Consider the following 25,615-nt stretch of genomic DNA (forward strand, 5'->3'; position numbering starts at 1 on the left):
CCTATGAGGCAATCCGGGCCACCGATGATCGCACTTTCTGCAACGGACAGATGAACGATTTTCTTTCGGAACCCCAGGAAACCAAGGCTTTCATATTCATGAGGGACAAACCTTAGGGGCCGCACCATCAGGCTGGTCCGCGAGGACGGCGGTGGCGTGACCGGCTTTGCCGGTGGTCCGCTCACGAAGCACGGCAACGTGCCGGCCTCGCATGGCGGCATGCATGACGGGCCGGCTTCCAGCCTACCGACGTGGCGAGGCTCCGAAAAACCGGTGGAACCTGTCGCGCGCTGCACCCCGCCCCATCAGAAAGCACGGGGCTCTCCATAAGGATTATTTAATAAACATCCGTTAGGATTAAGAGATCGTCAGCCATCTTTGCTGCGACATCGGTTCCGGCATTGCCGCAGATCCGCTGAGCAAGGATGATGGATGTCGAGGCGCCGCCAGGCACGGCAGAGCCATGGGGGGCTGGATCCAGTCCCGCACAAGGCTGTCGCCATCACAGTCGGGTACGGCGCCAGGCAAGGTCCGCAACCCCGCAACGGGAGGAAATTGGAATGAATGCGGTGCAGATGAGTGGTGACGAACTTCTGGAGATTATCGCGTTTCGCCTGCACTCCCAGGAATTCTGTGTCCGGACGACGTCGATCCGGGAAATTCGCGGCTGGGCACCGGTCACCCCGCTGCCGCACGCTCCTTACGATGTGATCGGTGTGATGAACCTGCGCGGCACGGTGATCCCGATCGTTGATCTTGCCGTGAAGCTCGGCATGCACAACACGGAAGTCAACGAGCGGTCCGCCATCGTGGTTGCCGATATCAACGGCATGACCGTCGGTCTGCTGGTCGATCGCGTGTCCGATATCATGACCATTCCGGCAAGCCGCCTGCAGCCGGTTCCGGCCGCGGCCGGTTCCAGCACGGCCTTCTCCGATGGCCTGATTGCGCATGACAGCGGCATGATCTGCTTCCTGAACCTGGAGCGCATGTTCGGCACTGGCGGCGCGGACGACTGGGGCATGGTCGCCTGATCCCTTCGCCATCGGCTTGATTTGAAAGGGCGCGGCTGCTCGGCAGCCGGCGCCCTTTTCGTTTGCTCTCTTGCCGTCAGAAATTGGCGGCAAGCCTGCGGTGGATCGCTCTCAGATCACCATACTGGCGCAGCGACAGCGAGCGTTCCCAGGCCAGCGCCGTCGAGACGATGTGATCGAGGTTGTCGTGCTTCGGCGCCCAGCCGAGAAGCCGGCGGGCCAGCGTCGAATCGGCAATGACCGCCGCCGCATCGCCTGGGCGGCGCGGGCCGTAATGGATGTCGAACTCGCCGCCCTCGATGCGCTTTACCGACTGAAGCACCTGCAGCACCGAATAACCCCGGCCATAGCCGCAATTGGCAATCAGCGGTTCGCCGCCACGGCGCAGGTAGGACAGCGCCATCAGATGCGCCTCCACCAGATCGCTCACATGGATATAGTCGCGGATGCCGGTACCGTCCGCCGTCGGATAATCGGTGCCGAACACATCGACCGACGGCCGTTTGCCCAGCGCCGCTTCGCAGGCGATCTTGATCAGATGCGTAGCGCCTTCGGTGGAAAGCCCGGTGCGTCCCTTCGGATCAGCGCCGGCGACGTTGAAGTAGCGGAGCGCGACGAAACGGAACTTGTGGGCGCGAGCCGCATCGCGCAGCATCATTTCCGACATCAGCTTGGAGCGACCATAGGGGTTCTTCGGCACCGTCGGCGCGTTTTCGCGCACCGGCGCATCGTTCGGCTGATCCCCATAGACGGCGGCCGTCGAGGAGAAGACGAAATGCTCAATTCCCGCCTTGATCGCCGCATCCGCCAGAAGGCCGGTCTTGGCCGTGTTGTTGTCGTAATATTCCAGCGGATTGGCAACCGACTGGGGAACGACGATCGACCCGGCAAAGTGCAGGATGGCGTCGATGCGGTTTTCGGAGAAGATCGTCTCCAGCAGGGCGAGATCGCCGACATCGCCCTGATAGAAGCGTGCGGCATCCGGCACCGCCCAGCGGAAGCCGGTGGACAGCCGGTCGAGCACGACGACGTCTTCGCCCGCATCCAGCAATGCCCACACCATATGACTGCCGATATAGCCCGCGCCTCCGGTCACCAGAACTGCCATCTCGATGCTCCCTGCCATTTTTGCTTGGCAGGATCGAAACACGCAGCCCCTTCACCAGTGATTACCGCGGGCCTTTTAGCTAAACTATTGTTGTTCCTTAGGAAAACAAAGCTTTTCGGATTTCCGTCAAATTGTATCGACTTTGACGCAGACCCGCACACTCAGAGCTTCAGAATGTAGTCGCACAGCCGATCGGCCGCTTCCTTCACCTGAACCGGATCGCGCAGGAAGCAGGCCCGAAGGAAGGCACCGCCGCCCGGACCGAAGGCACTTCCCGGCGCCAGACCGACCAGCGTCTTGTCGACGATATCGAAGGCCGCCTTGCGCGGGTCATCGATGCCGTCGATCTTCAGGAAGGCATAGATCGCGCCGTCCGGCTTCAGCGTCTGCACCCGGTTGGTGGCGATCAGCGCATCGCACAGAACGTCGCGCGAGGTGCGGGCCCGTTCGATGTTGGAGCGCAGGAAGTCGTCGCCCTGGTCAAGCGCGGCAATCGCACCGCGCTGCATGAAGGGCGTGAGGCCCGAGCTCGAATACTGGATGAGGTTTTCCAGCACCTGGCCGATTTCCGGCGGCGCCAAGAGCCAGCCGACACGCCAGCCGGTCATCGACCAGTTCTTGGAGAACGAGTTGGCATAGATGATCCGCTCGCCCTCGTCCTGGATGTCGAGGAAGGACGGCGCGCGCTGCCCGTTGAAATAATAGAGCGCGTAGATCTCGTCGGCGATGATCCAGATCCCGTGCTTGCGGGCAAGCGCCAGGATCGCCTTCAGGTCGTCCTGCGTGGCCGTCCAGCCGGTCGGGTTCGACGGCGTGTTGATGAACAGGGCCTTGGTCTTCGGCGTGATGGCGCTTTCGATCTTGGCGACATCGAGCGACCAGCCGCCCCCGACGAAATCGACCGGCACCGGCACAGCCTTTGCACCGGCAATGCCGATCGCGGCGACGATGTTCGGCCAGCTCGGCGTCAGATAGATGATCTCGTCGCCCGGCGCCGTCAGCGCCTGGACGGACAGCGTGATCGCGTGCATGCCGGAGCTGGTGGCGAAGAAATGCTCGCGCGGCAGGCTGACGCCGAAATGACGCTGGTAGTAGCGCGACAGCGCATCGCGCAGTTCCGGCAGGCCGCGCTGCCAGGTGTAGAAGGTCTCGCCGGCATCCAGCGAATCCTTGGTGGCCTGGTTGATGAAGGCGGGGCTTGGGAGATCCCCCTCGCCGGCCCACAGCGGAATGAGGCCGGGGCGGCCGCGCGCGTAGTTGACGAGTTCGACAATACCACTCTGGGGGGCGGCGAGTGCGCGGGGGCTCAGACTTTCCATCAGGGTCATGCAAGGGTTCTCCATCTGGAGCTCTCATAACGCAAGCGCTCACCGAAATCTCATGAGATTCGGTGAGCGACGGATCGGATTTGGTGATGGATGGGGAAGCGCGTCAGCGGCTCTTCAAGAGGTCGCGAATTTCCGTCAGCAGCTGCACATCGGCCGGCGGTGGTGCCGGGGCTGCTTCCGCCGGCTTCTTTTCTTCGGCAAGGCGAATGCGGTTCACCAGCTTCACCATCAGGAAGATGATCCAGGCGAGGATCATGAAATTGATGATGACGGTGATGAAGCTACCATAGGCGAACACCGCGCCCTGCTCCTTCGCCGCCGCTAGCGTGGTGGCCGTGACCTTGTCATTCAGCGCAATGAAATAGTTCGAGAAGTCGATGCCGCCGATGATCACACCCACGACCGGCATGACGATGTCGTTGACCAGCGAATTGACGATGCCGGTAAACGCCCCGCCGATGATGATACCGACCGCAAGATCGATCACATTGCCCTTTGCTATGAACGACCGAAACTCACCGACCATCGACATGGGATACCTTCCTTCATGATGAACAAGACATAGATGAAGCTAATATAGACAGATTGCTTGACTTGGAAAGGCACGCTTTTCCTGTCCGCCGTCCGGCATAGGGCCTGCCATTGGACTTATTGCCGAGACCGCGTTGATTTCCATCAAAACCGAATTCGCTTATGATATCAGGTGATGACGATGGCTGGCGCTGATCAGATGCGGAGGGGCGATGCTGCCTGGCTGGATCATATTGCTTTCGGCGTGCGCCTACATTCTCCTTCTGTTTGCGGTCGCAAGCTACGGAGACCGCAGGAGCAAGCGCTTCGGCGTGCCGAAAGCCGGACGACCGGTCGTCTACGCCCTGTCGCTGGCCGTCTATTGCACCTCGTGGACCTATTTCGGCGGGGTCGGGCTCGCCTCGCAACACGGGCTGGAATTTCTCGGCATCTATATCGGCCCGGTGCTGGCGTTTACGATCGGCATGCCGCTTCTGAGGCGCATCATCGAGCTCGCCAAGGCTGAGAAGCTCACCTCGCCGGCCGATTTCATCGCGGCCCGTTACGGCAAGAATTCGGCGGTCGCGCTGCTGGTCGCGATCATCTCGCTCGTCGGAGCCATTCCCTATATCGCGCTGCAGCTGAAGGCCGTCTCCGATTCCGTCGCCGCCATGGTCGATCCGACCGCCTACGGGATTGGCAGCGGCAACCTCTATTTCCTGGACCTGGCGCTGATCGTGACGCTGATGATGGCCTGTTTCGCCGTCATCTTCGGCACGCGGCATACGGATGCGACCGAGCATCAGGACGGCCTGATCCTCGCCGTCGCAATGGAATCCGTGGTCAAGCTGCTCGCGCTTCTGACCGTCGGCCTTGCCGTGGTGTTCCTGATCTTCGATGGCCCGGTCGATCTGTGGACCAAGGCTTCGGACAACCTTCTCGTGGCATCCGCCATGAACTACGAGACGCCGATCGCCCGCTGGCTGCTGCTGATCCTGCTCTCAGGCTTCGCCATCATCATGCTGCCGCGGCAGTTCCATGTGACGGTGGTGGAGAACCGGACCCAGAGCGAGCAGCGCAAGGCGACCTGGCTCTTCCCGCTCTATCTCGTCGCCATCAACCTCTTCGTCCTGCCGATTGCGGTTGCCGGCCTGATCCTGTTCGGCGGCAGCGGCAATGCGGACCTCTACGTGCTGCAACTGCCGCTCGGCAACGCGCTGCCGGTGATTTCGCTGATCACCTTCATCGGCGGATTTTCCGCGGCGACCGCCATGGTCATCGTCGAGTCCGTGGCGCTGTCGATCATGGTGTCGAACGACATCTTCATGCCGATCTTCCTGCGCCGGAAACTCGCGACCTCCGGCGGCCACCGGGCGGATTTCGCGCGCCACCTGCTGCGCATCCGCCGGGCGGCGATCGTCATCGTGCTGATGCTGGGGTATGGCTATTATCGTGCCGCCGACAGCGAAACGGGACTGGCCTCCATCGGTCTTCTGTCCTTTGCCGCCGTGGCACAGATTGCCCCGCCGCTTCTGGGGGGCCTGTTCTGGCGGCGCGCGAATGCCCGTGGCGCGATCGCCGGCATGGCGCTCGGCTTCATCGCCTGGGCCTATCTCCTGTTCCTGCCAAGCCTCGGGGGCACGAACAATTCGCAGCTGGCCGCCACCATTCTCGACTTTCTCATTCCCGGCACCGGCATCTTCTCGGGCGATCATGCTGATCCGCTCGTCAATGCGGTCCTTCTCAGCCTCATCATCAACAGCCTCGCCTTCGTGATCGGCTCGCTGTCGCGCAATCCGCGGCCGGTGGAGCGCATCCAGGCGGGCATCTTCGTCAAGCGGCACCTGCGCTCGCAATTTGCCACCCGCGGCTGGAAGACCCGCGTCAGCGTCGGCGACATGAAGACGGCAATTGCCCGCTACCTCGGCGAGGAGCGGATGCGCCGCTCCTTTGCCAATTACGAACGCAATGCCGGCCGCAAGCTGTCCGACGAGGAAGCCGCCGACATGGCGCTGATCCATTTCTCCGAACAGCTGCTCGGCAGTGCCATCGGCTCCTCCTCCGCGCGCCTCGTCCTGTCGCTGATCCTGCAGAAGGCCGAGGATGCCAGCTCCGATACCGCCTGGCTGCTCGACCAGGCAAGCGAAGCCCTGCAATACAATCAGGACATGCTGCAGACGGCGCTTTCCCAGATGGACCAGGGGGTAGCGGTGTTCGACAGCTCCGATCGGCTGGCCATCTGGAACCGCCGCTTCCGCAATCTCCTCGACCTGCCGGAGCAGGTTGGCCAGGTCGGTTATCCGTTGAGCGACATCGTTGGCATCCTGACCGATCGCGGCGATCTGGCCGAAGAGGACGGCGAGGCGATGATCGCGCGGATCAAGACGCTCGACGCCCCGTTCTCTCTGGCACTGCGGGGCGGAGAGCGGATCATCGAAGTGCGCTCCAACACCATGCCGGACGAGGGTATCGTCGCCACCTTCACCGACATGACAGACCGCGTCGCGGCGGCACGCGCCCTGGAGCAGGCCAATGAAACGCTCGAGCAGCGCGTCGAGGAACGCACCGGCGAACTGATGCGGGTCAACCGTCAACTTGCCGAAGCGCGGGCGGCGGCAGACGAGGCCAATCTCGGCAAGACGCGGTTTTTCGCCGCCGCCGGCCACGACATTCTGCAGCCGTTGAATGCCGCGCGCCTCTACTCGTCGTCGCTGGTCGAGCGGCTCGGCGATTCGGACAATCGGCAGCTGGTGCGCAACATCGATTCGGCGCTGGAATCGGTCGAAAGCATCCTGGGCGCCGTGCTCGACATCTCGCGGCTCGACACCGGCGCCATGAAGCCGCGCGTTACCTCCGTTCCCCTCGGCGACCTGCTGCAGCGGATCGAGACCGATTTTGCGCCGATCGCCCGGGAGAAGAACCTCAAATTCAAGGTCATGCCCACGACGCTTTCGGTGAAGACCGATCAGAACCTGTTGCGCCGCCTGGTGCAGAACCTCGTCTCCAACGCGATCAAATACACAATCAGCGGCAAGGTGCTGGTGGGTGCACGGCGGCGTGGTGGCGAGGTGGTGATCGACGTGGTGGATTCCGGCATCGGCATTCCATCGTCGAAGTTCAAGACGGTGTTCAAGGAGTTTGCGCGGCTGGACGAAGGCGCCCGCACCGCCTCCGGTCTCGGGCTGGGCCTTTCCATCGTCGATCGCATCTCGCGGGTGCTTTCCCATCCGGTCGAGCTTGCCTCCACGCCCGGCCGCGGCACGATCTTCCGGGTGCGCATGCCGCGGGATGCCGGCGCAGCCGGGACCAAGCCCGCAGAGCCGCTTGCCAAGGCGGTTCCGCAGCCTCTCTCCGGGCTTCGGGTGCTCTGCATCGACAACGAACCGCAGATCCTCGACGGCATGGCGCTGCTGCTGTCCGGCTGGGGCTGTTCCGTCGAACGGGCGGCTTCCGTCGCGGCGATTGATTCGCTGGCGGCTGGCAGCAAGCCCGCTCCCGATATTGTGATTGCCGATTATCATCTGGACGATGGCAATGGAATCGATGCCATACTGAGGCTGCGCGCCGCTCTCGGCGGCAGCATCCCCGGCCTGCTGATCACCGCCGACAGGAGCGCCGAAGTGCGTGCAGAGGCGGAAAAATATGGCCTTGGCGTGCAGCACAAGCCCGTGAAACCCGCCGCTTTGCGGGCTTACATCACGCAGACCGCCAATCTGAGACGGGCCGCGGCGGAATAACGCTTTTCCCCGTTCATCCGTCGTTCACGACAAGTTTCTGACAATGTCCGCGCTTTAACAGAGCCTGCGCTGCGGGAACCGCCCCGCTTAAGCCGCGTTGATGGCCAAGGAAAATCCTGCCCTGCGAGGCGAACGAACGGACCGGCATGATGCCCATCGGTCCGAACGATGGAGACGTGACCGATGAAACGCTATGATCTGATTGATGGGATGCGGGGCTATTTCCTCGTCTTCATGCTCATCAACCACCTGATCTTTGCAGGCGGTTATTGGCTGGTCCAGGTGAACCACAACCAGCTGGCTTTCGTGGAAGATGCGCAAGGTTTCGTGTTCCTGTCCGGTCTTCTGATCGGCATGGTCTATGTGCGCAAGATGGCGAAGGGCGGCTATGAGGCCGGCCGCAATGCCATCTATTCGCGCGCCTTCGAGCTCTATCGCTATGCGATGGGCATCGTGCTTTGCGTGCTCGCGGCGCAGATGGTGCTGCCGGGCGCCTATTACGTCTGGTACAACTGGCTGGGCTACACGACCTTCGACGACCCGCTGCGCCTTGCCGCGATCGCGAGCTTCGTCTTCCAGCCGACCTTCATGGATATCCTGCCGCAATACATCATCTACATGCTGTTTGCGCCGATGCTGGTGAAGCTCGTCATCGACGGCAAGTGGGCGCATGTGATGGCCGGTTCGCTGATCCTCTGGATGGCCGGCCAGCTTGGCCTGCAGAAGCTGGTGACGGAGCCGATCAACCAGTTCTTCATGCGGCCCGACGACCAGGGCATTCGCGTCTCCTTCAACCTGCTCGGCTGGCAGATCGTCTTCTATTCGGGCCTCGTGCTGGGTGCGATGACCTCGCTCAACCGCATCGAATGGGGCCGGATCTTTTCGCCGCAGAACACCTTCATCCCGACGATCAGCGCGCTGATCTGCGCCTTCTTCCTGCCGCTGCGCATCATGACCGCGCACGGCCTGATGCCGGCCGACCTGATCGGCAAGTTCGCAACCATGGAAATCCGCGCCGATTTCGGCCCGGTCTACCTGATCAACTTCGTCGCCGCCGCAACGCTCATCACCTGGATGATCATTGCCGGCCCGAAGCACAAGGCGCTGTGGGTTCAGCGGATCGCCAATGCCATCATCTGGGTTCTGTCCCTGAAGTTCCTCCAGCTGCTGGGTCGTCATTCGCTGTATGTCTATGTCTGGCACGTCGGCATCGTCTACGGCGTCTATTATCTCGACGGCCGCACGCCGGAACTGTCGGAACTCGCCAAGACGGCCATCGCCGTCTCCTGCATCGCCCTTCTTGCGATCCCGGCCCTGTGGCGCGAGCGGGACAAGTGGCTGACGGGTGGCACCGCCACACCGGTCAAGGTTGCGGCCTCCGGCAAACGGTGACCCTCGCCGATCCGCAACCATCCCTCATCTTTGGAACGGCGCCTGCGGGCGCCGTTCGCGTGAGGAGCGCTCCCCTTCAGGTGGCGAGCACGCTTTCGCTCAGCATTGAAAACCGGACGACAAGCCCGTCCGGCGCATAATCGAGCTGGCTCGGCCCGCCCCCAAAGCTCGAGGCCATGCGCGTTACCAGTTCCGTCCCGAACCCCTGGCGACTTGGCGGTTCAACCGGCGGGCCGCCGCTCTCCTTCCAGACGAGTTCGATAATCTCGTCGTTTGCGTCTTCCCCGCTCGATGCCGCAGCATCAAGCCTGCGCCAGGACACCTGGATGCGGCCCCCCTCCACCGACAGCGCGCCATATTTCAACGCATTGGTGCCAAGCTCATGGCAGATCAGGCTGAGCGAAATGATCGTCGATCCGTTGAGGTTGAGCTTCGGGCCATCGAAGGCAAGACGCTCCCCTTCGGCAAGCCCCAGCGGCTCGAGCGCGGCCAGGATCGCCTCCCGCATATCCGCCTTTCCCCCGTGCAGGGAGCCTCTCAGCAGATTGATCGAGTGACCCATGGCCTGGATCCGCTGGCGAAGCTGGCTGCCCAGCTGCTGCGGGGTTGCCGCATGACGCTGGGAGAGCGAAATCAGGCCGCTGGTGGTGGCCAGCAGGTTCTTCATCCGATGGTCCACCTCCTCGGACACCAGCTGCTGCAGCTGCAGGTTCTGCGCCAGCTCGTCGCGCACCTTCACCTGCGTGGAATAGGCCGCCAATAGCAGCTGCAGCAGGCCGAGATCGATGCCGATGACCAGGAAGAAGAAGGCAAGTGCGGTGATGGACTGCGGCGAGAGGTCGAAACTCCAGGCGGGCGCCAGGAACCAGTACCAGGCCACCGAAGCCGAAATCATCGAATTCATCAGCGCGGGCCGGATGCCGAAACAGAAGCCGGTCAGGATCACGGCCGGGAAGAAGGTGAGGTAGGGAAAGCCGGGGGGCAGATAATCATCGATGGCGAACCGCAGGGCAATCGCCACGGCCTCGATGACCAGCGAGAGCACATAGGCGGTGATCTGCTCGCTGCGTGTCGGCATTTCATTGGTCGAACGGAACGCCGGCAGGCGCGCCAGCCACTGCACGAGACGGTTATCCCGCTCCACACGGTGCGCAGCCCTCAAACGACGTTCCCCCGGTCGGCTCATGGAGCGCGCCGTCTCGCGGTGGTTCCGCATTGCAGACCTTTCCTTCCGCAGCTACAAACCATCTGCTTATCCGAAAATTGCAACCTTTGCAGCTTCTTATCCGCTGGACACGCCCTCTCTCCGTAACGAACAGGAGGCGCCGTGACCGGCGCGCCACCATGGGCTGGATGATCGACGACGCAGAGGAACGCGCCTTGGTCTCGTTGCCTGTTTTTGACAAGGCAGGCGTGCCGAAAACCGGATTCCCCTTTTTGACCGGACGCTCTAGGGTCGCGGCAGTCCACTCTTGGAGACTGTCTCATGTTGCGCGGTATCGCGGCCCTCCTGATGTTCCAGCTGATCGGCGAGAGCATCGTCTTTCTGACCAAGTTTCCTGTTCCGGGACCGGTGGTCGGGCTCGTTCTTCTGTTTGCCGTCCTGCAACTCGGCCGCCGCCTGGGGCGGGCGCCGTTCCCGCAGGTGGAAGGGGCTGCCAACACGCTGCTCTCCAATCTCGGCCTGTTCTTCGTCCCGGCCGGTGTCGGCGTGGTCTCGCTCTGGGGCGTCCTGCAAAGCGAGGCGGCACCGATCACCATCGTGCTCGTCGTCTCGGCCGCCGTCACGCTTGGCATCACGGTGTGGACCTTCATCGCCGCGCGGCGGTACTTCGACAAGAAATGGGGAGCGTGATGCGCAGTCCGGTCGATCTCTGGGTCTATCTCTCCACCTCGCCGCTGACCTGGCTGACGCTGACGGTCTGCACCTGGATCGGTGCGGTGGAACTGTCGGTTCGCCTCAAGCGCAACCCGCTCGTCAATCCGGTGATGACCTCGATCATCGTGCTGTCGGTGGTGATGACCGTCTTCCATATTCCGTACGAAAAATTCTTCGCCGGTGCGCAATTCGTACACTTCCTGCTGGGGCCGGCGACGGTGGCGATCGCCATTCCGCTCTACCAGCAGTGGGACGAGGTGAAAAAGGTTCTGGCGCCGATCGGGTTGGCGCTCGTGGTCGGTTCGGTGGTGGCGGTCCTGTCGGTGATCGCGCTCGGCTGGCTGGTTGGCCTGCCCCGCGACGTGCTGATCTCCTTCCTGCCGAAATCGGCGACCGCGGGCGTTGCCATGGCCATCTCCTCCTCGCTCGGCGGCAACCCGTCGCTGACCGCGGTGCTGGTGATCCTGACCGGGATCATCGGGGCGCTGATTGTGACGCCGATGATGAACCGGATGGGCATTCGCGATTATGCCGCGCGCGGCTTTGCCGTGGGGCTCACCTCGCACGGCATCGGCACGGCACGTGCCTATGATGTCGATCCGACCGCCGGCCTGTTTGCCGGCATCGCCATGGCGCTGAATGCGATTGCCACCTCGATCATCGTGCCGCTCGCCGCACGGCTGCTCCTCGGTTCGTAAGCGTTCACGCACGGGGTTTGCGGTTGCCGAGGAGCGGGCGCACCTCGGCATCGAAGAGATGGTTGCACTGTTCCAGCATCTCCAGCATCGCTGCCTGATTGCGGCCGCGCGGACCCACGCAGGGCGGATAAGGGATTTTGTATTTCCCCGTCTCTCGCTGCGCCTTCGTCAGAAAACCGCGGCATCGCCGCGCGCGGCGGCAGACAGACACATCGCAGGTCTTCCAGTAACCGAGGACAGTGGCCGGAACCTGCATGATGATCTGGACGTGCCGGTCCTTCTCGTCCTGCGGCAGGCGGTCGAACTGACCCTGGCTCAGCCCGTTGATGTAGGGTACGTTTTCGTAGACCCAGAGATCGGCGTCACGCTCTACCTTGCTCGATGCCATGTCATTGCCTCCGTCCCGGTTCGACCCTTTTCCGCATGCCGAAATTCCGCCAACGGCCACGCCGCCGCGGGTGCAAGGAGAAGCCACGCAAGGGCAGATGCCCGTGAGTGGAAACAGAAATGGCTCCGCCCTTGCGTGGCCTTCGGTGTCCTTTCGAGGCATCCCTGCCCCTACAGATGAACGCCTCGTCCCGCTGCACACCGGTTTCCCGATGCTTGCACGGCTTACCCGAACCGGACATGGCTGCCCGGGGAGGACTTGATAGGCCAGGCATTCGCGCCCCCACGGCTTCCACCTCCTCATGCGCCCGCCGCACGTTACGACGACCCATGAGGCACCGGCCCCGCCTGCCCGCGACCGTCTCGCGAAACACTCCGGCAGCGGAGGCAAGACGATTATGGGCACGGGTTTTGCGAGCGGGGATGAGAAAGGCGCTAAGGGGCTGAAATTGTGAGGGGGAGGTGGGGATTTATCCCCGCACCACCAGACGCAATCAAAGCACACTTTTCGCAAAAAATTCTATTGAAAGATGTATTCAGTCCCTTAGACTGTCGAGGTTGGGGAATAAAAGATGAGCGACAAGCATTTCTTTGGCAGTTCCGAGACCGAACGTAAGCTTAACTGCTTACGAGCCTATCTATCCGCATATTCCACAGCACTGAAGGGGCAGAATTTTTGCCGCGTGTACATCGATGCTTTTGCAGGCACGGGAAGCAGGACAGAGACCAAGGCGATGCTCCCGTTTTTTGATCAGGATATGCAGGACGTACAGGAGGTGACCACGCCGGGATCAGCTCGTATCGCATTGGAAACGGATCCTCCTTTTCATTCTGTCGTCCTGATCGAGCAAGATCCAAAGAAGGTTGCCGCCTTGAAAAGTGTAGTTGATGAGTATCCCGGAAACCGGGCGCATGTCAGAGAAGGCGACGCAAACGAGATCGTCAAACGGATCTGCTCACGGTACGATTGGCACCGCGAGAAAATGCGCGGCGTCATATTCCTTGATCCTTACGGTATGGAAGTGGCCTGGGAGACCGTCGAAGCGATCGCAAATACGCAGGCTCTGGACTGCTGGTATTTCTTCCCTCTATCTGGGTTATACCGCAACGCGCCCTTAGATCCGTTGAAGTTGGACCAGGTCAAGATAACATCTATAACTCGTGTCTTCGGAACGGATAGCTGGCGCCGCGATTGGTATGAAGAAAGAGGTCCCTCTGACGATCTATTTGGAAATCTGGCTGCCGGCGAGACAAGGGCTGCATCCGTAGACCGCATTGAGCAATGGGTTCACGACCGCCTGAAGACTGTCTTCAAGGGCACCGTTCTGAAACCCCTCAGACTTAGACACTCAAAGAGCAACGCGCCAATGGCTTCACTGTTTTTTGCGGTTGGCAACCCGAAGCCTGCCGCGGTGAAGGTTGCAAGTAAGATTGCGACTCATATACTCAATGTTGGCATTTCGTCCCAGGTGCGTTCCCGATAGATTCGACCAGCGGCTTTCTTGTTTTTCCCTCCCCATTGCTTGAAGAAGAAGGCAGCGCCCGCCTCGTCGCACATTTGGAAAATCTCATCGACCCAAAGGGGATTGAGAGAACGTGCATTCGGTCCGGACTCACCGCCGACAATCGCCCAATGGATGTTTGTCAAATGTCCGCGGGACACCGACCCGATCAACGGCTCGAATGAAACAAAGCGGACCGCAGCACGAACATTTCTCAAATCATCGAGCCGACCGATAACGCGATCATCTTCAACGCTGGTGCCGAGCCAAACATTGGGCAAAACCGGAAAATCGCGACCAAGAATGTCTGCCATGCGGTCGGGGCGCTTTGTCAAGATTTGAAACGTGTGGCGTGGGACGCGCGCCATAGAGGCCCATACCTTCTCAACAAACGAAGCCGGCACGTTCGGATGAAAGAGATCTGACATCGAATTCACGAAAACATTGCGCGGCTTAGACCAAGTTTCCGGGATCTTCAGCGCTGCTTCATCTAGGCGAATCTCACCGGTCCACTTGGGACGACCACCTGTTTTGCGCGTCAAACCACGATATTTTTCAAGTCCCATAGCTTCCAGCCGAGCTGCCATACGCATTGCGTAGCAGTTCGTACAGCCGGCACTCATGACGGAGCAGCCCGCAACCGGATTCCACGTAGCATCCGTCCATTCTATCGAGGTCTCTGCCATGCACGTCGTCTCCGGCCATAATCCAGGAGTAACTCACGTCTCTTTAAGGAGAAGTTGAGGCGTAGGGAACCCATTCATCCACTTTGCCATAAGGATCAAGACGCGTGTAGGAGGCACCGACCTTAGCGTCGATGTCGAGGGCTCGGCTACCCGGCACCTGAGAATGTCCGTCAACAAACGACAAGAGCCGCCGGGGCGGCCGGCGGCTCTCTCGTGCCATGCAATCGCGGTGACGATTACTTGGCCGGCTTCAGCGAGTTGATGATCTCGCCGAGCGTCTGGGCATGCTTTTCCTGCTCGCCCTTGGTGCCCCAATAGGTGATGAGCAGCAGCTTGTTCGGCTTCGGCGAGACGAGCGACAGGCCGATGCTGACCGGGCCGTCTTTGTCCTTGCCGGACCAGTCGAAGTTCGCCATCTTCATGCCGTTGATCGTGTCTTCCGACTGCTTCTGGGTGGCCGGATCGACCGAGACGCCGTTCTTTTCCAGGAAGGCGATCACTTCGTCGATGGCCTTGTCGGTGCCTTCGCCATCGGCGACATCGATCGAGATATAGATCGCACCGTCATCCGAGGTGGCCTGGATACCGGTATCGGTTTCTTCCGGACCCCAGCTTTCCGGAAATGCGATGCTTGCCACCGGTGCGTCGCTCGGGAAAGCGAGCGTCTTCATGGCGGCAAAGGAGGCGGCAGGAAACAGCATGGCGGCCAGAGCAGCCGCGGCAATAAACTTCTTCACGGGTGTGATCCTTCGTGGAATGAAATGGCAGGACATCCGTCGCTTCCCCCGAAGCGCCTGATGCTGCTCTCATTTCTACACATTTCTTGCTGTCGCCAAGATGAACGAAAGTGGAAACCGCGGTTTGCAATAAAAAATTTTCTGAAGCGCCTATTTGTGATTCCTTGTTACATCGCGTATCTGCAATTTAACTTATGAATCCGCGACAGACCACACCGGAGCGCGTTCCGGACCAGCAAAACAGGCCCCCGAAGGAGCCTGTTTCATACGTTGTTTGAGGACGGATCGAAAGCTTAGGCTGCCTTCTGTTCCGCACCGTAGGGGTTGAAGCGCGTGTAGAAGGTGTCGCCCTTGGCAGCCATGTCGAGGAGCAGCGGCGTCGGCTTGAAGTGATCGCCATACTGGGCAGCAAGCGTTTCGCAGAGCGCCACGAAGGTTTTGACCCCCATGCCATCGATATAGGACAGCGTGCCGCCGGTATAGGGTGCGAAACCGAAGCCAAGGATGGAGCCGACATCGGCCTCACGCGGATCGGTGACGATGCCCTCTTCCATGGTGCGGGCGGCTTCAAGCGCGATGGTGACGAGAAGGCGCTGCTTCAGCACGGTCACATCCACGTCGGAAGCCGGCTTCTGGGGGTAGAGGTCCTTGAGGCCCGGCCACAGCGACTTCTTGGCGGGCTTGGCCGGATAATCGTAGAAGCCGCGCGTGTTCTTGCGGCCGCGACGATCGAGATCGTTCACCAGTTTATCGACCAGCGCCATGTGCTCCGGCTTGACCGAGGCTTCACCCAGATCGGCAATCGAGGCCTTCATGATCTTCTGGGAGAGATCGACGGCCACTTCGTCGTTCAAGGACAGCGGGCCGACCGGCATGCCGGCCATCTTGGCGGCATTTTCGATCATGGTGGCCGGCACGCCTTCAATCAGCATGTCATAGGCTTCGTTGATGTAGCGGAAGACGCAGCGGTTGACATAGAAGCCGCGCGTATCGTTGACGACGATGGGCGTCTTCTTGATCTGGGCGACGTAATCGAGCGCCACGGCAAGCGCCTCGTCACCGGTTTCCTCGCCGAGGATGACTTCGGTCAGCATCATCTTTTCGACCGGCGAGAAGAAATGCACGCCGATGAACTGCTGCGGACGCTTGGAATTCTTCGCAAGGCCTGTGATCGGCAGGGTCGAGGTGTTGGAGGCGAAGATCGCGCCTTCCGGCAGCACGGCCTCGACCTTTTCGATGACGTCCTTCTTGACCTGGCGGTCTTCGAAGACGGCTTCGACGACAAGCGCGACATCGGACAGCGTCGAATAATCGGCGGTCGGCGTGATGAGGGAGAGCAGCTTTTCGCCGTCTTCCTTGGTCATCCGGCCCTTACCAACCTGATCGGCTACCAGCTTTTCCGAATGCGCCTTGCCCTTGGCCGCGGCTTCCTCGTCGCGGTCGATCAGCGAGACGGCGATGCCGGCGGCGGCGGTGACATAGGCGATCGAGGCGCCCATGAAGCCGGCACCGACAACGCCAATCTTCGTCAGTTTCTGCTTCTCCACGCCGACCGGGCGGCGGGCACCCTTGCCGAGTTCCTGCATGGAGATGAACAGCGAGCGGATCATCGAGAAGGCTTCGGTGGTGCGAAGCACCTGCGTGAAATAGCGCTGCTCGACCTTGAGCGCCGTATCAAACGGCAGCTGCAGGCCCTCATAGACGCATTTCAGGATGGCGAGCGCGCCCGGATAATTGCCGGCGGTTTCGCGGCGCAGGATGGCTGGTGCTGCCGGCCAGAGTTGGGCAGCAGCCGGCGTCCAGATGCCGCCGCCGGGCACCTTGAAGCCCTTTTCATCCCAGGGAGCGACAGGCTTCAGCCCGTCCTTGATCATCTGCTTGGCGGCAGTCACGAGCTGATCGGGCTCGACCACCTGATGCACGAGGTTCATCGCCTTGGCGCGCTGCGGCGTCAACGTCTGGCCAGTCGTCATCATCTGCAGGGCATCCTGCGTGTTGGCAAGCCGCGAGACACGCTGCGTGCCGCCGGCGCCGGGGAAGATGCCGACTTTCACTTCCGGCAGCGCGAGCTTGACGGACTTGGCGTTGGAGGCGACGCGGCCATGGCAGGCGAGCGACAGTTCCAGCGCGCCGCCCATGCACACGCCATTGATGGCGGCCACCCACGGCTTGCCGTTGGTTTCGATCTTGCGCCACAGCCAGGTCATGCGGCCGGCTTCGGTAAACAGCGTCTGCATCGCCGTGTCCGGGTTCTTCGCCTGTTCCTGCTGCAGCAGATCAAACATGCCGCGGATCATGGTGAGATCGGCGCCGCCGGAAAAGGCCGATTTGCCGGAGGTGAAGACGACGCCCTTGACGGCCTCGTCCTTGACGGTCGCATCGACGATGGCATCGATTTCCTGCATCACCTCGACGGTGAAGACGTTCATCGACTTGTCCGGCATGTCCCAAGTGACAAGGGCGATGCCGTCTGCATCGGTCTCGACAGTGAAATTCTTGTAGGTGCTCATGATGGGATTCCTCTTCCCTGAAAATCGCTTTGGCGTCGTTCGCCCCTCATCCGCCTGCCGGCACCTTCTCCCCGCAGGCGGGGAGAAGAGGTATGCCGCGACGCTTCTGGTCCCCCTCGCCCCGTTTACGGGGAGAGGGTGCGCCGAGCGAAGCGGAGGCGGGGTGAGGGGCTGTCATCGGAGAGCCATCAAACCCGTTCGATGACCGTGGCCGTGCCCATGCCGGCGCCGATGCAGAGGGTGACCAGCGCGGTATTGAGATCGCGGCGTTCCAGCTCGTCCAGCACCGTGCCGAGGATCATCGCGCCGGTGGCGCCCAGCGGATGGCCCATGGCGATCGCGCCGCCATTGACGTTCATCTTGTCGTGAGAGATGTCGAAGGCCTGCATATAGCGCAGCACGACGGCGGCGAAGGCTTCGTTGAGTTCGAAAAGGTCGATGTCCTTCAGCGACATGCCGGTCTTCTTCAGGAGCTTTTCCGTCACATCCACCGGGCCGGTCAGCATCAGGGCCGGATCGGAGCCGATATTGGTGAAGGCGCGGATGCGGGCGCGGGGCTTCAGGCCCATGGTCTCGCCACCGGCCTTCGAGCCGACGAGGACGGCGGCGGCGCCGTCGACGATGCCCGACGAGTTGCCGGCGTGGTGGACATAGGTGATGCGCTCGACTTCCGGGTGCGCCTGCAGGCCGACGGCTTCGAAACCGCCCATCTCGCCCGGCATCTGGAAGGACGGGTTGAGGGACGCGAGCGACTGCATGTTCGTCTCGGGCCGCATGTGTTCGTCGCGGTCGAGGATCGTCAGCCCGTTCTGGTCCTTCACCGGGATGACGGATTTGGAGAAGTAGCCGTTCGCCCAGGCATGCGCCGCACGCTTCTGGCTTTCCACGGCATAGGCATCCACGTCATCGCGGGAGAAGCCGTATTTCGTGGCAATGAGATCGGCCGAGACACCCTGCGGCATGAAATAGCCGGGGAAGTTGACGGAGGGGTCCATGTACCAGGAGCCGCCGGACATGCCCATGCCGACGCGCGACATGCTTTCGACACCACCGGCAATAACGATCTCGTCGGAGCCTGCCATGACCTTGCCCGCCGCGAAGTTGACGGCATCGAGACCCGAGGCGCAGAAGCGCGAGATCTGCATGCCGGGTGCCTTCACCGAATAACCGGCCTCGAAGGCGGCGGCCTTGGGAATCACGGCGCCGGCATCCATCACCGGATCGACGCAGCCCATGATGATGTCATCGACGGTTCCTGTATCGAGGCCGTTGCGGTCGCGGATGGCTTCGAGCGTTTTTGCGGCCAGACGGACGGAGGGAACCTCGTGCAGGGATCCGTCCTTCTTGCCACGCCCGCGCGGCGTGCGCACGTGGTCGTAGATATAGACTTCGGTCATTGTCTCTCTCCCTTGGGCACCCGGGGCGCCCTCTTTGTCTCGTTCGCTACTCGAAGAATGTGCTGATGCGCGCCAGAACTTCGTCGAGAATGAAATCAGGTACCTTCTCCACAAAGCGCGCGCCGCGCGCCTTGAGATCGAGGGACCGTAGCTGGTTGCACAGGATGACACCGGAGCTTCGTGTGCCAGCACCCGACAACGAAACGGCAAAACCCTGAAAACGGGCAAACTGCCCGCCAGTCGTGACCGGCACGATGATGGGCGTGCCGAGATCGTTGAAGGCCTTCTGCGTTACGATCAGTACGTAACGCGATCCGGCCTGTTCACGGCCCTTGATCGGTTCGAGATCGACATGCCAGATCTCGCCCCGCTCCATCAGATGATCTCCCGGCCAACGGGCGGATCATTGAACCATTCAAGCTCCTCGTCGGACAGAGGCGCATCAGGATCACACTGTGCCAAAAGCTCCTCAAGCGTGTATTTCGGCCGCGCACGCGGCACGGCAATCAGCCGCCCCGCTTCCGCAGACACATCAACCTTGGTATTTGCCGAAAGGCCCAGTTCTTCGAGAACGGCCTTGGGGATGGTCATCATCACGGACCCTCCGACATTGCGCAATGTTGACGTTGCCATTTCCACCTCCGAAAAAGTTATACATACGTATAACTTTTATCGATCCTTGCCGCAATCAAAACGCCTCGGCGGCCAGTTCCATCAGCGTGTCGCTGCCAGCTTCGATGCGCACCTTGCGCAGTGCGGTTTCCGGCATGATCTTGTCCATGTAGAAGCGGGCCGTGACAAGCTTGGTGTTCAGGAAATCGGCGCGTTCATCACCGGCGGCGATCAGGTCCTGCGCGGATTTTGCCATCTTGGCCCACATGTAGCCGAGCATCACGAGGCCGAAGAGGTGCATGTAGTCGGTCGAGCCGGCGCCGGCATTGTCGGGCTTGGCCATGGCATTCTGCATGAACCACATGGTGGAGGCCTGCAGGTCGTTCAAGCCCTTCTTCAACGACTTCGTGTAGGGCGCCATCTGTTCGTTCGAGCGGTTCTCCTCGCAGAAGTCACCGATTTCCTTGAAAGCGGCCATAACGGCGCGGCCGCCGTTCAGCGCCAGCTTGCGACCGACGAGATCGAGCGCCTGGATGCCGTTCGCGCCTTCGTAGATCATCGCGATGCGGGCATCGCGCACATACTGGCTCATGCCCCATTCTTCGATGTAGCCGTGACCGCCATAGACCTGCTGTGCCATCACCGCATGGTCAAAACCCTTGTCGGTTAGCACACCCTTCAGGATCGGCGTGGCGAGACCGAGAAGATCGTCCGCCGACTGGCGCTCAGTTGCATCGGACGAACGATGGGCGATGTCGGATTTCAGCGCCGTCCACAGCATGAAGGCGCGGCCGGCTTCGTTGAAGGCCTTGATGGTCATCAGCGTGCGGCGGATGTCCGGATGCACGATGATCGGGTCGGCGGCCTTTTCCGGTGCCTTGGGACCAGAGAGCGAGCGGCCCTGGATACGGTCCTTGGCATAGGCGACGGCGTTCTGATAGGCGATTTCGGAGATGGCGAGACCCTGGAGACCGACGCCGAGACGCGCCTCGTTCATCATGACGAACATGGCGTTCAGGCCCTTGTTCTCCGCGCCGATCAGGTAACCGGTCGCTTCGTCATAATTCATCACGCAGGTGGCATTGCCGTGAATGCCCATCTTGTGCTCGATCGCACCGCAGACAACCGCGTTGCGCTCGCCGACCGAGCCATCCGCGTTGACCATGAACTTCGGCACGATGAAGAGCGAAATGCCCTTGGTGCCGGCGGGTGCGCCTTCGATGCGGGCAAGCACCAGATGGACGATATTGTCCGTCATGTCGTGTTCGCCGGCCGAGATGAAGATCTTCTGGCCGGAGATCTTGTAGCTGCCGTCCCCGTTCGGCACGGCCTTGGTGCGCAGAAGACCAAGATCGGTGCCGCAATGCGGCTCGGTGAGGTTCATGGTGCCGGACCAGGTGCCTTCGACCATCTTCGGAAGATAGGTCTTCTTCTGCTCGTCGCTGCCGTGGACGAGGATGGCGGCAATCGCGCCTTGCGTCAGGCCGGGATACATCATCAGCGACATGTTGGCGGCAGAGGTATATTCGCCGACGGCGGCATGCAGCGTGTAGGGAAGCCCCTGCCCGCCGAACTCCTCCGGAACCGCAAGGCCGATCCAGCCGCCCTCGCAATAGGCGTCATAGGCCTCCTTGAACCCTTTCGGGGTCTTGACGGAGCCATCCTCGGCGCGGACGCAGCCTTCCTGGTCGCCTGAATAGTTGACGGGAAACAGCACTTCCTCGGACAGGCGCGCCGCTTCGGAGGCGATCGCCTCGATCATCTCCGGCGTCGCATCGGCAAAGCCGGGAAGATTGTTGTAACGTTCGATGCCGAGCACGTCCTTCAAGATGAACAGGGTATCGGTGACCGGGGCCTTGTAGACAGGCATTCGCGAACTCCTCCAAATCAGCGGCCGGATGGACCGGCATCCATAGTCCTACAAAATATTGACGTGCGCGTAAACGTCAATCCGTCAAAACGGCGCATCCGGTAGAATCTTTGCGAGCGCCCATTTCTCTCAAAACTTGCTCTCCCGGCGCTCCCGCACGCGAAACCTGACGCTACGTTAACACTGTATTAACTACGTTTCGCGAAAGGTGAATACCGAGCCGTGGTGCGTCGCGCTTCGGCACAAGGGGAGTTGAAGGAAAAACTTTCTCGACGGCCAGCCGAAACCGTCCGGCCTGCTTTCGGGCCGAGGAAGATCTCCGACAGTCATCCCGAAACCGACATGCCTTTTGGACCATCCTCCGGGATCGTGCAGCCGAAGCGAGCTAAAGACGATGAATGGATCACGCCTCAATTCCAGCCCTCGCGGTGAAGGTTCTTCGCTTGATGCGCTCAACCGCACGATCGAGGGACTGGAAGCCCGGATCGAGGGTCTGCTGAAAGCCTCGGGCCGCGAAAGGCAGACGGTTGCGGATCGCGTGTCATCGGCGAGCCACCGGGTCGAGGCACAGGCACCGGCGCCATCGCCGAGGCGTGGTAGTCCCGACCTTGATGCCCTCAACGAAATCCGGCAGCGGCAGCGCATGCTGGAGAGCGCGCGCGACCGCAGCAGCCGACTGCCGCCGGCCGAACCGGCCATGCCGGAGCGGCGTGTCCAGCAGTCTCCCGTTGCGGCAGCACAGGCCATTGAGCCGAGACGAATGGCCGCAGAGCCCGTTGCCAGCCGGGACGCCTATGCCGAGCCGCCGAGACGCGCGCCACGTCCAAGCGAACCCAATGTCATGCCCGATGTGCGGGACGTCGCCCAGGCGCTGCAGGATCTGCGCCGCGAACTGAAACAGGACATTTCCAGCAGCATCACCCAGGAAATGGACAGGCTGCGGAGCGAGCTTGCCTCCTTCGGCGAACTGTCGAGACACCACGACCTGACCCATGACCTGCGCGAGGAACTGGTCCGCCTTTCTGAGGGCGTCGACACGCTCAGCCGCCGCGCACCGTCCGGGGCCTCCGAAGTTCGCGCCGAACTGGACGATCTGCGCCGCCTGATCGACGGGCTTGCGACCGCCGATACCGTGCACCGCATGGAGGAGCGCTGGAACACTCTCGAAGACCGTTTCCAGGACCTCGACACTGCCGGCATCCAGAAGGAGCTGATCGCGCTCGCCTATCGGATCGATGGCGTGAAGGCCGAACTGGGCACGGTCGTCGACAGCCCTGCCATCCGGGCGCTCGAAGACAAGATCCTTTCCCTTGCCGGCCTGGTGGAGGAGCTGAATGCGCGGCCCGCGCAGCAGGATGACCATCTGGCCGACCAGTTTTCCCATCTCGACCAGCGCCTGGACGAAATTTCGCGCGCGGTTGCCATCGGCGCGCGCCCGCGCGGCATCGATACGGAAGAGCAGGCGGCTCTTCACCGGCTGGAAGACCGCCTTGCCACCCTGACCGATCACATTGCAAGCCTTGCCCACATGCAGGATGCCCAGCGGATCGAAGAGAGGCTGGACGAACTGGCCGCGCATATGGGCCACGTGCCCTCCGCGGAGCTGACCGGCTACATTGCCGATCTTTCCCGCAAGATCGATGCACTGGCGCATCAGCAGACGAGCGACGACCTGGCCGAACGGCTGGACGAGCTGAACCGGCGGATCGATGACCTGGGACGGCACTCGGCCGTCGCGGGCACTGCGGATGACCCGGGTTTCGAGCGCCTTGAGGTGCGGCTGGACGAGATTGCCGCTCGCCTGGACGAAGCCTCGCTTGGGCCGCACGGCGACAACCAGGCGATCCTCAACCTCGAGCGGCAGATCGCCCACCTGTCCGGCCTCTTGAGCGAGCCGCGTCCGGAGATGGCGGTCGGCCTGCCGGGTGGCCTCGACCAGCGGATCGCCTCGATCGAAAGCTACATGGCGACGAGTGACGAATACATCCTCGAAGCCGCCCGCCATGCTGCGGAAGCCGTGATCGAAAACTATGCACGTTCGCCGCGAGATGCGCAGGCTTCTGGCCCGGATGCCGCACATCTGGTGGGGCTTGCGGAAGACCTGCGGCATCTCGAGGAGCTGGCACGCTCCTCCGAAGAACGCACCCATACCGCCTTCGACAGCGTCCACCGCACACTGGTGAAGATCGCCGAGCGGCTGGACAAGATGGAAGACCACATGACCGTTCGTGGCAGCGGCTCGCTGCTGAACGGTTCTGCCGGTGCGCCGAAAGTACAGGACACGGCCGGCGATATCCGTCCCCCCATGGCCGCCCCGGTGGCGGCGGCCGCGCCGGCCGCCGAACGCCGCGCGGTCTCCCAGGCGACGGACGACATTCTTGCCACGTCGACCGCCAACATTGACCTGCTGGCACCAGAGTTTGCCGATCCGGCCGAGACCGGCAGTGGAAAGCCCGGTCTTCTGGCCGGGTTGAAGAACCGTCTGCGCAGCAAGACCGAGACGGAGACGCAAAAGCCCTCCCGTGCTCTCGTGGACCCGGCCCCCACCCTCGACCCGGTGGAGTCCCTTCCGGGCGGACATGAAAACGATCTTCTGGAGCCCGGTTCCGGCATGCCGGATGTGCGCAAGATCCTGGAACGGGTGCGCGCGACGCAGGCGGCCAATCCCGCAGATCACACGGCAGACGGCGAACGGGTCGATTATATTGCCGCTGCCCGGCGTGCGGCCAAGGCGGCCGCCCAGGAAACCGATCCGCTGCACGCGCCGGCGAAGGCCCCCTCTCCCGCCGGGAAGAGAAGCAAGGCACCGCCGCCGGCATCCGGCCTCAAGGGCAAGCTTGGCCGCCATCGTCGGCCCATCCTCATGGCCGTGGGCGCCATCCTTCTCGCCCTGATGGCGATGCCGCTCGTCAGCACGCTCACCCGCGGTGACAAGCCGGTTGCCGCAACCGTTTCCACATCGTCTCAGGCCTCCCCTGCCGTGGAGGCGCCCGTCGCCCAGATAAGCCCGGCTGTATCGCAGGCTGCATCTCCCAAGGCATCGGAGGCCGCGCCGCAAACCGCCGAAAGCGAACCTCAGGCGGCAGAACCGGTCCCGCAGGAACAGGCGAGTGCCACCGCAGCCCCGCAGGAGGAGCTGAGCGTTGCTCCTACGCCCGGCGAGAGCGCCGAACAGGCTGCGCCCGCAGCGGCGGCAACGGATGTCATCACGGTTCCCGCGACGATTACGCCCAAGTCTCTGGCCGATGCGGCCGCCAAGGGCGATCCGCAGGCGCTCTTCGAGATCGGCGCCCGGTTCACCGAAGGCCGTGGCGTGACCGCCGATCCGAAGGAAGCGGCCCGCTGGTACCAACTGTCTGCCGAACGGGGTTTTGCACCGGCCCAGTATCGCCTCGGCAGCCTGTACGAAAAAGGCACCGGCATCGACCGCGACCTGACCAAGGCGATGGCGCTGTATGAAGAGGCCGCCCGGGCCGGCAATGCCAGCTCGATGCACAACCTCGCGGTTCTTTATGCCTCGGGTGCCGCCGGTGCCGCCAACTACAAGGCCGCCGTGGAATGGTTCACAAAGGCTGCCGACCACGGCATTACTGATAGCCAGTTCAACCTCGCCATTCTGCATGCGCGCGGCAACGGCACGCCGCAGAACCTCGAGGAATCCTACAAGTGGTTCGCGATTGCCGCCAAGGCGGGCGACAAGGATGCCGCCCAGAAGCGCGACGAGGTGGCGAACGCCCTGAAGCCCGACCAGCTGCAGAGCGCCAAGGCCAAGGCCGACATGTGGAAGCCGCTGCCGCTCGATGAGCGCGCCAACAATGTGAACCTGCCGGACGAGTGGGTGAGCAAGGGCCAGACCACCGCCAGCATCGACATGGAGAAGGCGATCCGCAACATCCAGGCCATCCTCAACAAGCGCGGCTATGACGCCGGACAGCCGGATGGCATGATGGGCCAGAAGACCATCACCGCGATCAAGGCCTTCCAGAAGAAGAACGGCTTGCCACAGGACGGCAACATCACCGAGCCGCTGGTGCGCAAGCTGCTTGAGGAGAACCAGGCGAAAGGCGCCTGACCATCTTGACGCGGCGGCGAAAAAAGCCGCCGCAGCACCGTTTCCGAATTGACTAAGATCCCCTTGCATCGCATGACGTTAAGTCTCGGCGAAGGCCAACCCAGGTCATCGGCCGCGGACTGATTTCATGTGCCGCAACGGGCGGCCTGCTCGTGC

Annotated in this window: 19 protein-coding genes; 7 read left to right on the forward strand and 12 right to left on the reverse strand. The window is 62.0% G+C overall.

Translation table 11 applies throughout. The features are described from left to right. Nucleotides 1-560: 560 nt before the first annotated feature. Entirely contained in the window at nucleotides 561-1,034 is a 474-nt protein-coding gene (locus tag G6N78_RS03190; protein WP_165215716.1) for a chemotaxis protein CheW, read from the forward strand. A gap of 76 nt (nucleotides 1,035-1,110) precedes the next feature. On the opposite strand, the gene galE is transcribed toward G6N78_RS03190, so the two are convergent. From galE to mscL, 3 genes are all read right to left on the reverse strand, one after another. Beyond that, complete coding sequence (galE, locus tag G6N78_RS03195; protein WP_165215718.1) at nucleotides 1,111-2,142, reverse strand: UDP-glucose 4-epimerase GalE; 1,032 nt, start codon at nucleotides 2,140-2,142, stop codon at nucleotides 1,111-1,113. Between the two features lie 161 nt (nucleotides 2,143-2,303). Continuing rightward, nucleotides 2,304-3,470, reverse strand: a complete 1,167-nt coding sequence (locus tag G6N78_RS03200; RefSeq protein ID WP_165215719.1) for a pyridoxal phosphate-dependent aminotransferase — start codon at nucleotides 3,468-3,470, stop codon at nucleotides 2,304-2,306. Between the two features lie 103 nt (nucleotides 3,471-3,573). Then, nucleotides 3,574-3,996: a large conductance mechanosensitive channel protein MscL gene (gene mscL, locus G6N78_RS03205; protein WP_165221218.1), complete on the reverse strand. Its 423-nt coding sequence runs from the start codon at nucleotides 3,994-3,996 to the stop codon at nucleotides 3,574-3,576. A 217-nt stretch (nucleotides 3,997-4,213) separates the two neighbouring features. Here mscL and G6N78_RS03210 point away from each other — a divergent pair, with 217 nt between their 5' ends. Together G6N78_RS03210 and G6N78_RS03215 are read left to right on the forward strand one after the other, a co-directional pair. Beyond that, nucleotides 4,214-7,717 carry a PAS domain-containing hybrid sensor histidine kinase/response regulator gene (locus tag G6N78_RS03210; RefSeq protein WP_165215721.1) on the forward strand — a complete coding sequence of 1,168 codons (3,504 nt, stop codon included), beginning with the start codon at nucleotides 4,214-4,216 and terminating at the stop codon, nucleotides 7,715-7,717. A 183-nt stretch (nucleotides 7,718-7,900) separates the two neighbouring features. Then, on the forward strand, nucleotides 7,901-9,109 hold the full coding sequence (locus G6N78_RS03215; protein WP_165215722.1) for an OpgC family protein: 1,209 nt from the start codon (nucleotides 7,901-7,903) through the stop codon (nucleotides 9,107-9,109). A 76-nt stretch (nucleotides 9,110-9,185) separates the two neighbouring features. Here the strand turns inward: G6N78_RS03215 and G6N78_RS03220 are convergent, their stop codons facing one another. Next, complete coding sequence (locus G6N78_RS03220) at nucleotides 9,186-10,325, reverse strand: sensor histidine kinase (RefSeq protein ID WP_165215724.1); 1,140 nt, start codon at nucleotides 10,323-10,325, stop codon at nucleotides 9,186-9,188. 270 nt (nucleotides 10,326-10,595) lie between these two features. On the opposite strand from G6N78_RS03220, the gene G6N78_RS03225 reads away from it, so the two are divergent. Both G6N78_RS03225 and G6N78_RS03230 read left to right on the forward strand, forming a co-directional pair. Next, nucleotides 10,596-10,964 carry a CidA/LrgA family protein gene (locus G6N78_RS03225; protein ID WP_165215726.1) on the forward strand — a complete coding sequence of 123 codons (369 nt, stop codon included), beginning with the start codon at nucleotides 10,596-10,598 and terminating at the stop codon, nucleotides 10,962-10,964. Continuing rightward, complete coding sequence (locus G6N78_RS03230) at nucleotides 10,964-11,686, forward strand: LrgB family protein (RefSeq protein ID WP_206531599.1); 723 nt, start codon at nucleotides 10,964-10,966, stop codon at nucleotides 11,684-11,686. Before G6N78_RS03225 ends, G6N78_RS03230 begins: the two co-directional genes overlap by 1 nt. A 4-nt stretch (nucleotides 11,687-11,690) precedes the next feature. On the opposite strand, the gene G6N78_RS03235 is transcribed toward G6N78_RS03230, so the two are convergent. Continuing rightward, entirely contained in the window at nucleotides 11,691-12,074 is a 384-nt protein-coding gene (locus G6N78_RS03235; RefSeq protein ID WP_165215729.1) for a hypothetical protein, read from the reverse strand. 571 nt (nucleotides 12,075-12,645) lie between these two features. Here G6N78_RS03235 and G6N78_RS03240 point away from each other — a divergent pair. After that, nucleotides 12,646-13,557: a three-Cys-motif partner protein TcmP gene (locus tag G6N78_RS03240; protein WP_165215730.1), complete on the forward strand. Its 912-nt coding sequence runs from the start codon at nucleotides 12,646-12,648 to the stop codon at nucleotides 13,555-13,557. Here the strand turns inward: G6N78_RS03240 and G6N78_RS03245 are convergent. The 7 genes from G6N78_RS03245 to G6N78_RS03275 all read right to left on the reverse strand — a co-directional run bounded on the left by G6N78_RS03245 (nucleotide 13,512) and on the right by G6N78_RS03275 (nucleotide 21,387). Then, nucleotides 13,512-14,261, reverse strand: a complete 750-nt coding sequence (locus G6N78_RS03245) for a DUF5131 family protein (RefSeq protein ID WP_165215732.1) — start codon at nucleotides 14,259-14,261, stop codon at nucleotides 13,512-13,514. The genes G6N78_RS03240 and G6N78_RS03245 overlap by 46 nt on opposite strands. A gap of 236 nt (nucleotides 14,262-14,497) precedes the next feature. Further along, nucleotides 14,498-14,998 (reverse strand): histidine kinase, encoded by a 501-nt coding sequence (locus G6N78_RS03250; RefSeq protein ID WP_165215733.1) that lies wholly within the window; start codon nucleotides 14,996-14,998, stop codon nucleotides 14,498-14,500. Between the two features lie 293 nt (nucleotides 14,999-15,291). Continuing rightward, nucleotides 15,292-17,508, reverse strand: a complete 2,217-nt coding sequence (locus G6N78_RS03255; RefSeq protein WP_165215735.1) for a 3-hydroxyacyl-CoA dehydrogenase NAD-binding domain-containing protein — start codon at nucleotides 17,506-17,508, stop codon at nucleotides 15,292-15,294. A gap of 188 nt (nucleotides 17,509-17,696) precedes the next feature. Next, entirely contained in the window at nucleotides 17,697-18,905 is a 1,209-nt protein-coding gene (locus G6N78_RS03260; RefSeq protein WP_165215736.1) for an acetyl-CoA C-acetyltransferase, read from the reverse strand. Between the two features lie 46 nt (nucleotides 18,906-18,951). Further along, nucleotides 18,952-19,281, reverse strand: a complete 330-nt coding sequence (locus G6N78_RS03265; RefSeq protein WP_165215738.1) for a type II toxin-antitoxin system PemK/MazF family toxin — start codon at nucleotides 19,279-19,281, stop codon at nucleotides 18,952-18,954. After that, nucleotides 19,281-19,538, reverse strand: a complete 258-nt coding sequence (locus G6N78_RS03270) for an AbrB/MazE/SpoVT family DNA-binding domain-containing protein (RefSeq protein ID WP_165215740.1) — start codon at nucleotides 19,536-19,538, stop codon at nucleotides 19,281-19,283. The genes G6N78_RS03265 and G6N78_RS03270 overlap by 1 nt, the downstream gene beginning before the upstream one ends. Before the next feature lie 55 nt (nucleotides 19,539-19,593). Further along, on the reverse strand, nucleotides 19,594-21,387 hold the full coding sequence (locus G6N78_RS03275) for an acyl-CoA dehydrogenase C-terminal domain-containing protein (protein WP_165215742.1): 1,794 nt from the start codon (nucleotides 21,385-21,387) through the stop codon (nucleotides 19,594-19,596). A 394-nt stretch (nucleotides 21,388-21,781) separates the two neighbouring features. Here G6N78_RS03275 and G6N78_RS03280 point away from each other — a divergent pair, with 394 nt between their 5' ends. Continuing rightward, entirely contained in the window at nucleotides 21,782-25,459 is a 3,678-nt protein-coding gene (locus G6N78_RS03280; protein WP_165215743.1) for a peptidoglycan-binding protein, read from the forward strand. Nucleotides 25,460-25,615: the final 156 nt, after the last annotated feature.

The organism is Allorhizobium pseudoryzae (genome assembly GCF_011046245.1).
GTDB classification, from domain to species: Bacteria; Pseudomonadota; Alphaproteobacteria; order Rhizobiales; family Rhizobiaceae; genus Neorhizobium; species Neorhizobium pseudoryzae.

Coding starts and splice junctions, on each gene's coding strand:
- G6N78_RS03190 (WP_165215716.1), top strand. CDS start 561: ATGAATGCGGTGCAGATGAGTGGTGACGAACTTCTGGAGATTATCGCG.
- galE (WP_165215718.1), bottom strand. CDS start 2,142: ATGGCAGTTCTGGTGACCGGAGGCGCGGGCTATATCGGCAGTCATATG.
- G6N78_RS03200 (WP_165215719.1), bottom strand. CDS start 3,470: ATGACCCTGATGGAAAGTCTGAGCCCCCGCGCACTCGCCGCCCCCCAG.
- mscL (WP_165221218.1), bottom strand. CDS start 3,996: ATGGTCGGTGAGTTTCGGTCGTTCATAGCAAAGGGCAATGTGATCGAT.
- G6N78_RS03210 (WP_165215721.1), top strand. CDS start 4,214: ATGCTGCCTGGCTGGATCATATTGCTTTCGGCGTGCGCCTACATTCTC.
- G6N78_RS03215 (WP_165215722.1), top strand. CDS start 7,901: ATGAAACGCTATGATCTGATTGATGGGATGCGGGGCTATTTCCTCGTC.
- G6N78_RS03220 (WP_165215724.1), bottom strand. CDS start 10,325: ATGCGGAACCACCGCGAGACGGCGCGCTCCATGAGCCGACCGGGGGAA.
- G6N78_RS03225 (WP_165215726.1), top strand. CDS start 10,596: ATGTTGCGCGGTATCGCGGCCCTCCTGATGTTCCAGCTGATCGGCGAG.
- G6N78_RS03230 (WP_206531599.1), top strand. CDS start 10,964: ATGCGCAGTCCGGTCGATCTCTGGGTCTATCTCTCCACCTCGCCGCTG.
- G6N78_RS03235 (WP_165215729.1), bottom strand. CDS start 12,074: ATGGCATCGAGCAAGGTAGAGCGTGACGCCGATCTCTGGGTCTACGAA.
- G6N78_RS03240 (WP_165215730.1), top strand. CDS start 12,646: ATGAGCGACAAGCATTTCTTTGGCAGTTCCGAGACCGAACGTAAGCTT.
- G6N78_RS03245 (WP_165215732.1), bottom strand. CDS start 14,261: ATGGCAGAGACCTCGATAGAATGGACGGATGCTACGTGGAATCCGGTT.
- G6N78_RS03255 (WP_165215735.1), bottom strand. CDS start 17,508: ATGAGCACCTACAAGAATTTCACTGTCGAGACCGATGCAGACGGCATC.
- G6N78_RS03260 (WP_165215736.1), bottom strand. CDS start 18,905: ATGACCGAAGTCTATATCTACGACCACGTGCGCACGCCGCGCGGGCGT.
- G6N78_RS03265 (WP_165215738.1), bottom strand. CDS start 19,281: ATGGAGCGGGGCGAGATCTGGCATGTCGATCTCGAACCGATCAAGGGC.
- G6N78_RS03270 (WP_165215740.1), bottom strand. CDS start 19,538: ATGGCAACGTCAACATTGCGCAATGTCGGAGGGTCCGTGATGATGACC.
- G6N78_RS03275 (WP_165215742.1), bottom strand. CDS start 21,387: ATGCCTGTCTACAAGGCCCCGGTCACCGATACCCTGTTCATCTTGAAG.
- G6N78_RS03280 (WP_165215743.1), top strand. CDS start 21,782: ATGAATGGATCACGCCTCAATTCCAGCCCTCGCGGTGAAGGTTCTTCG.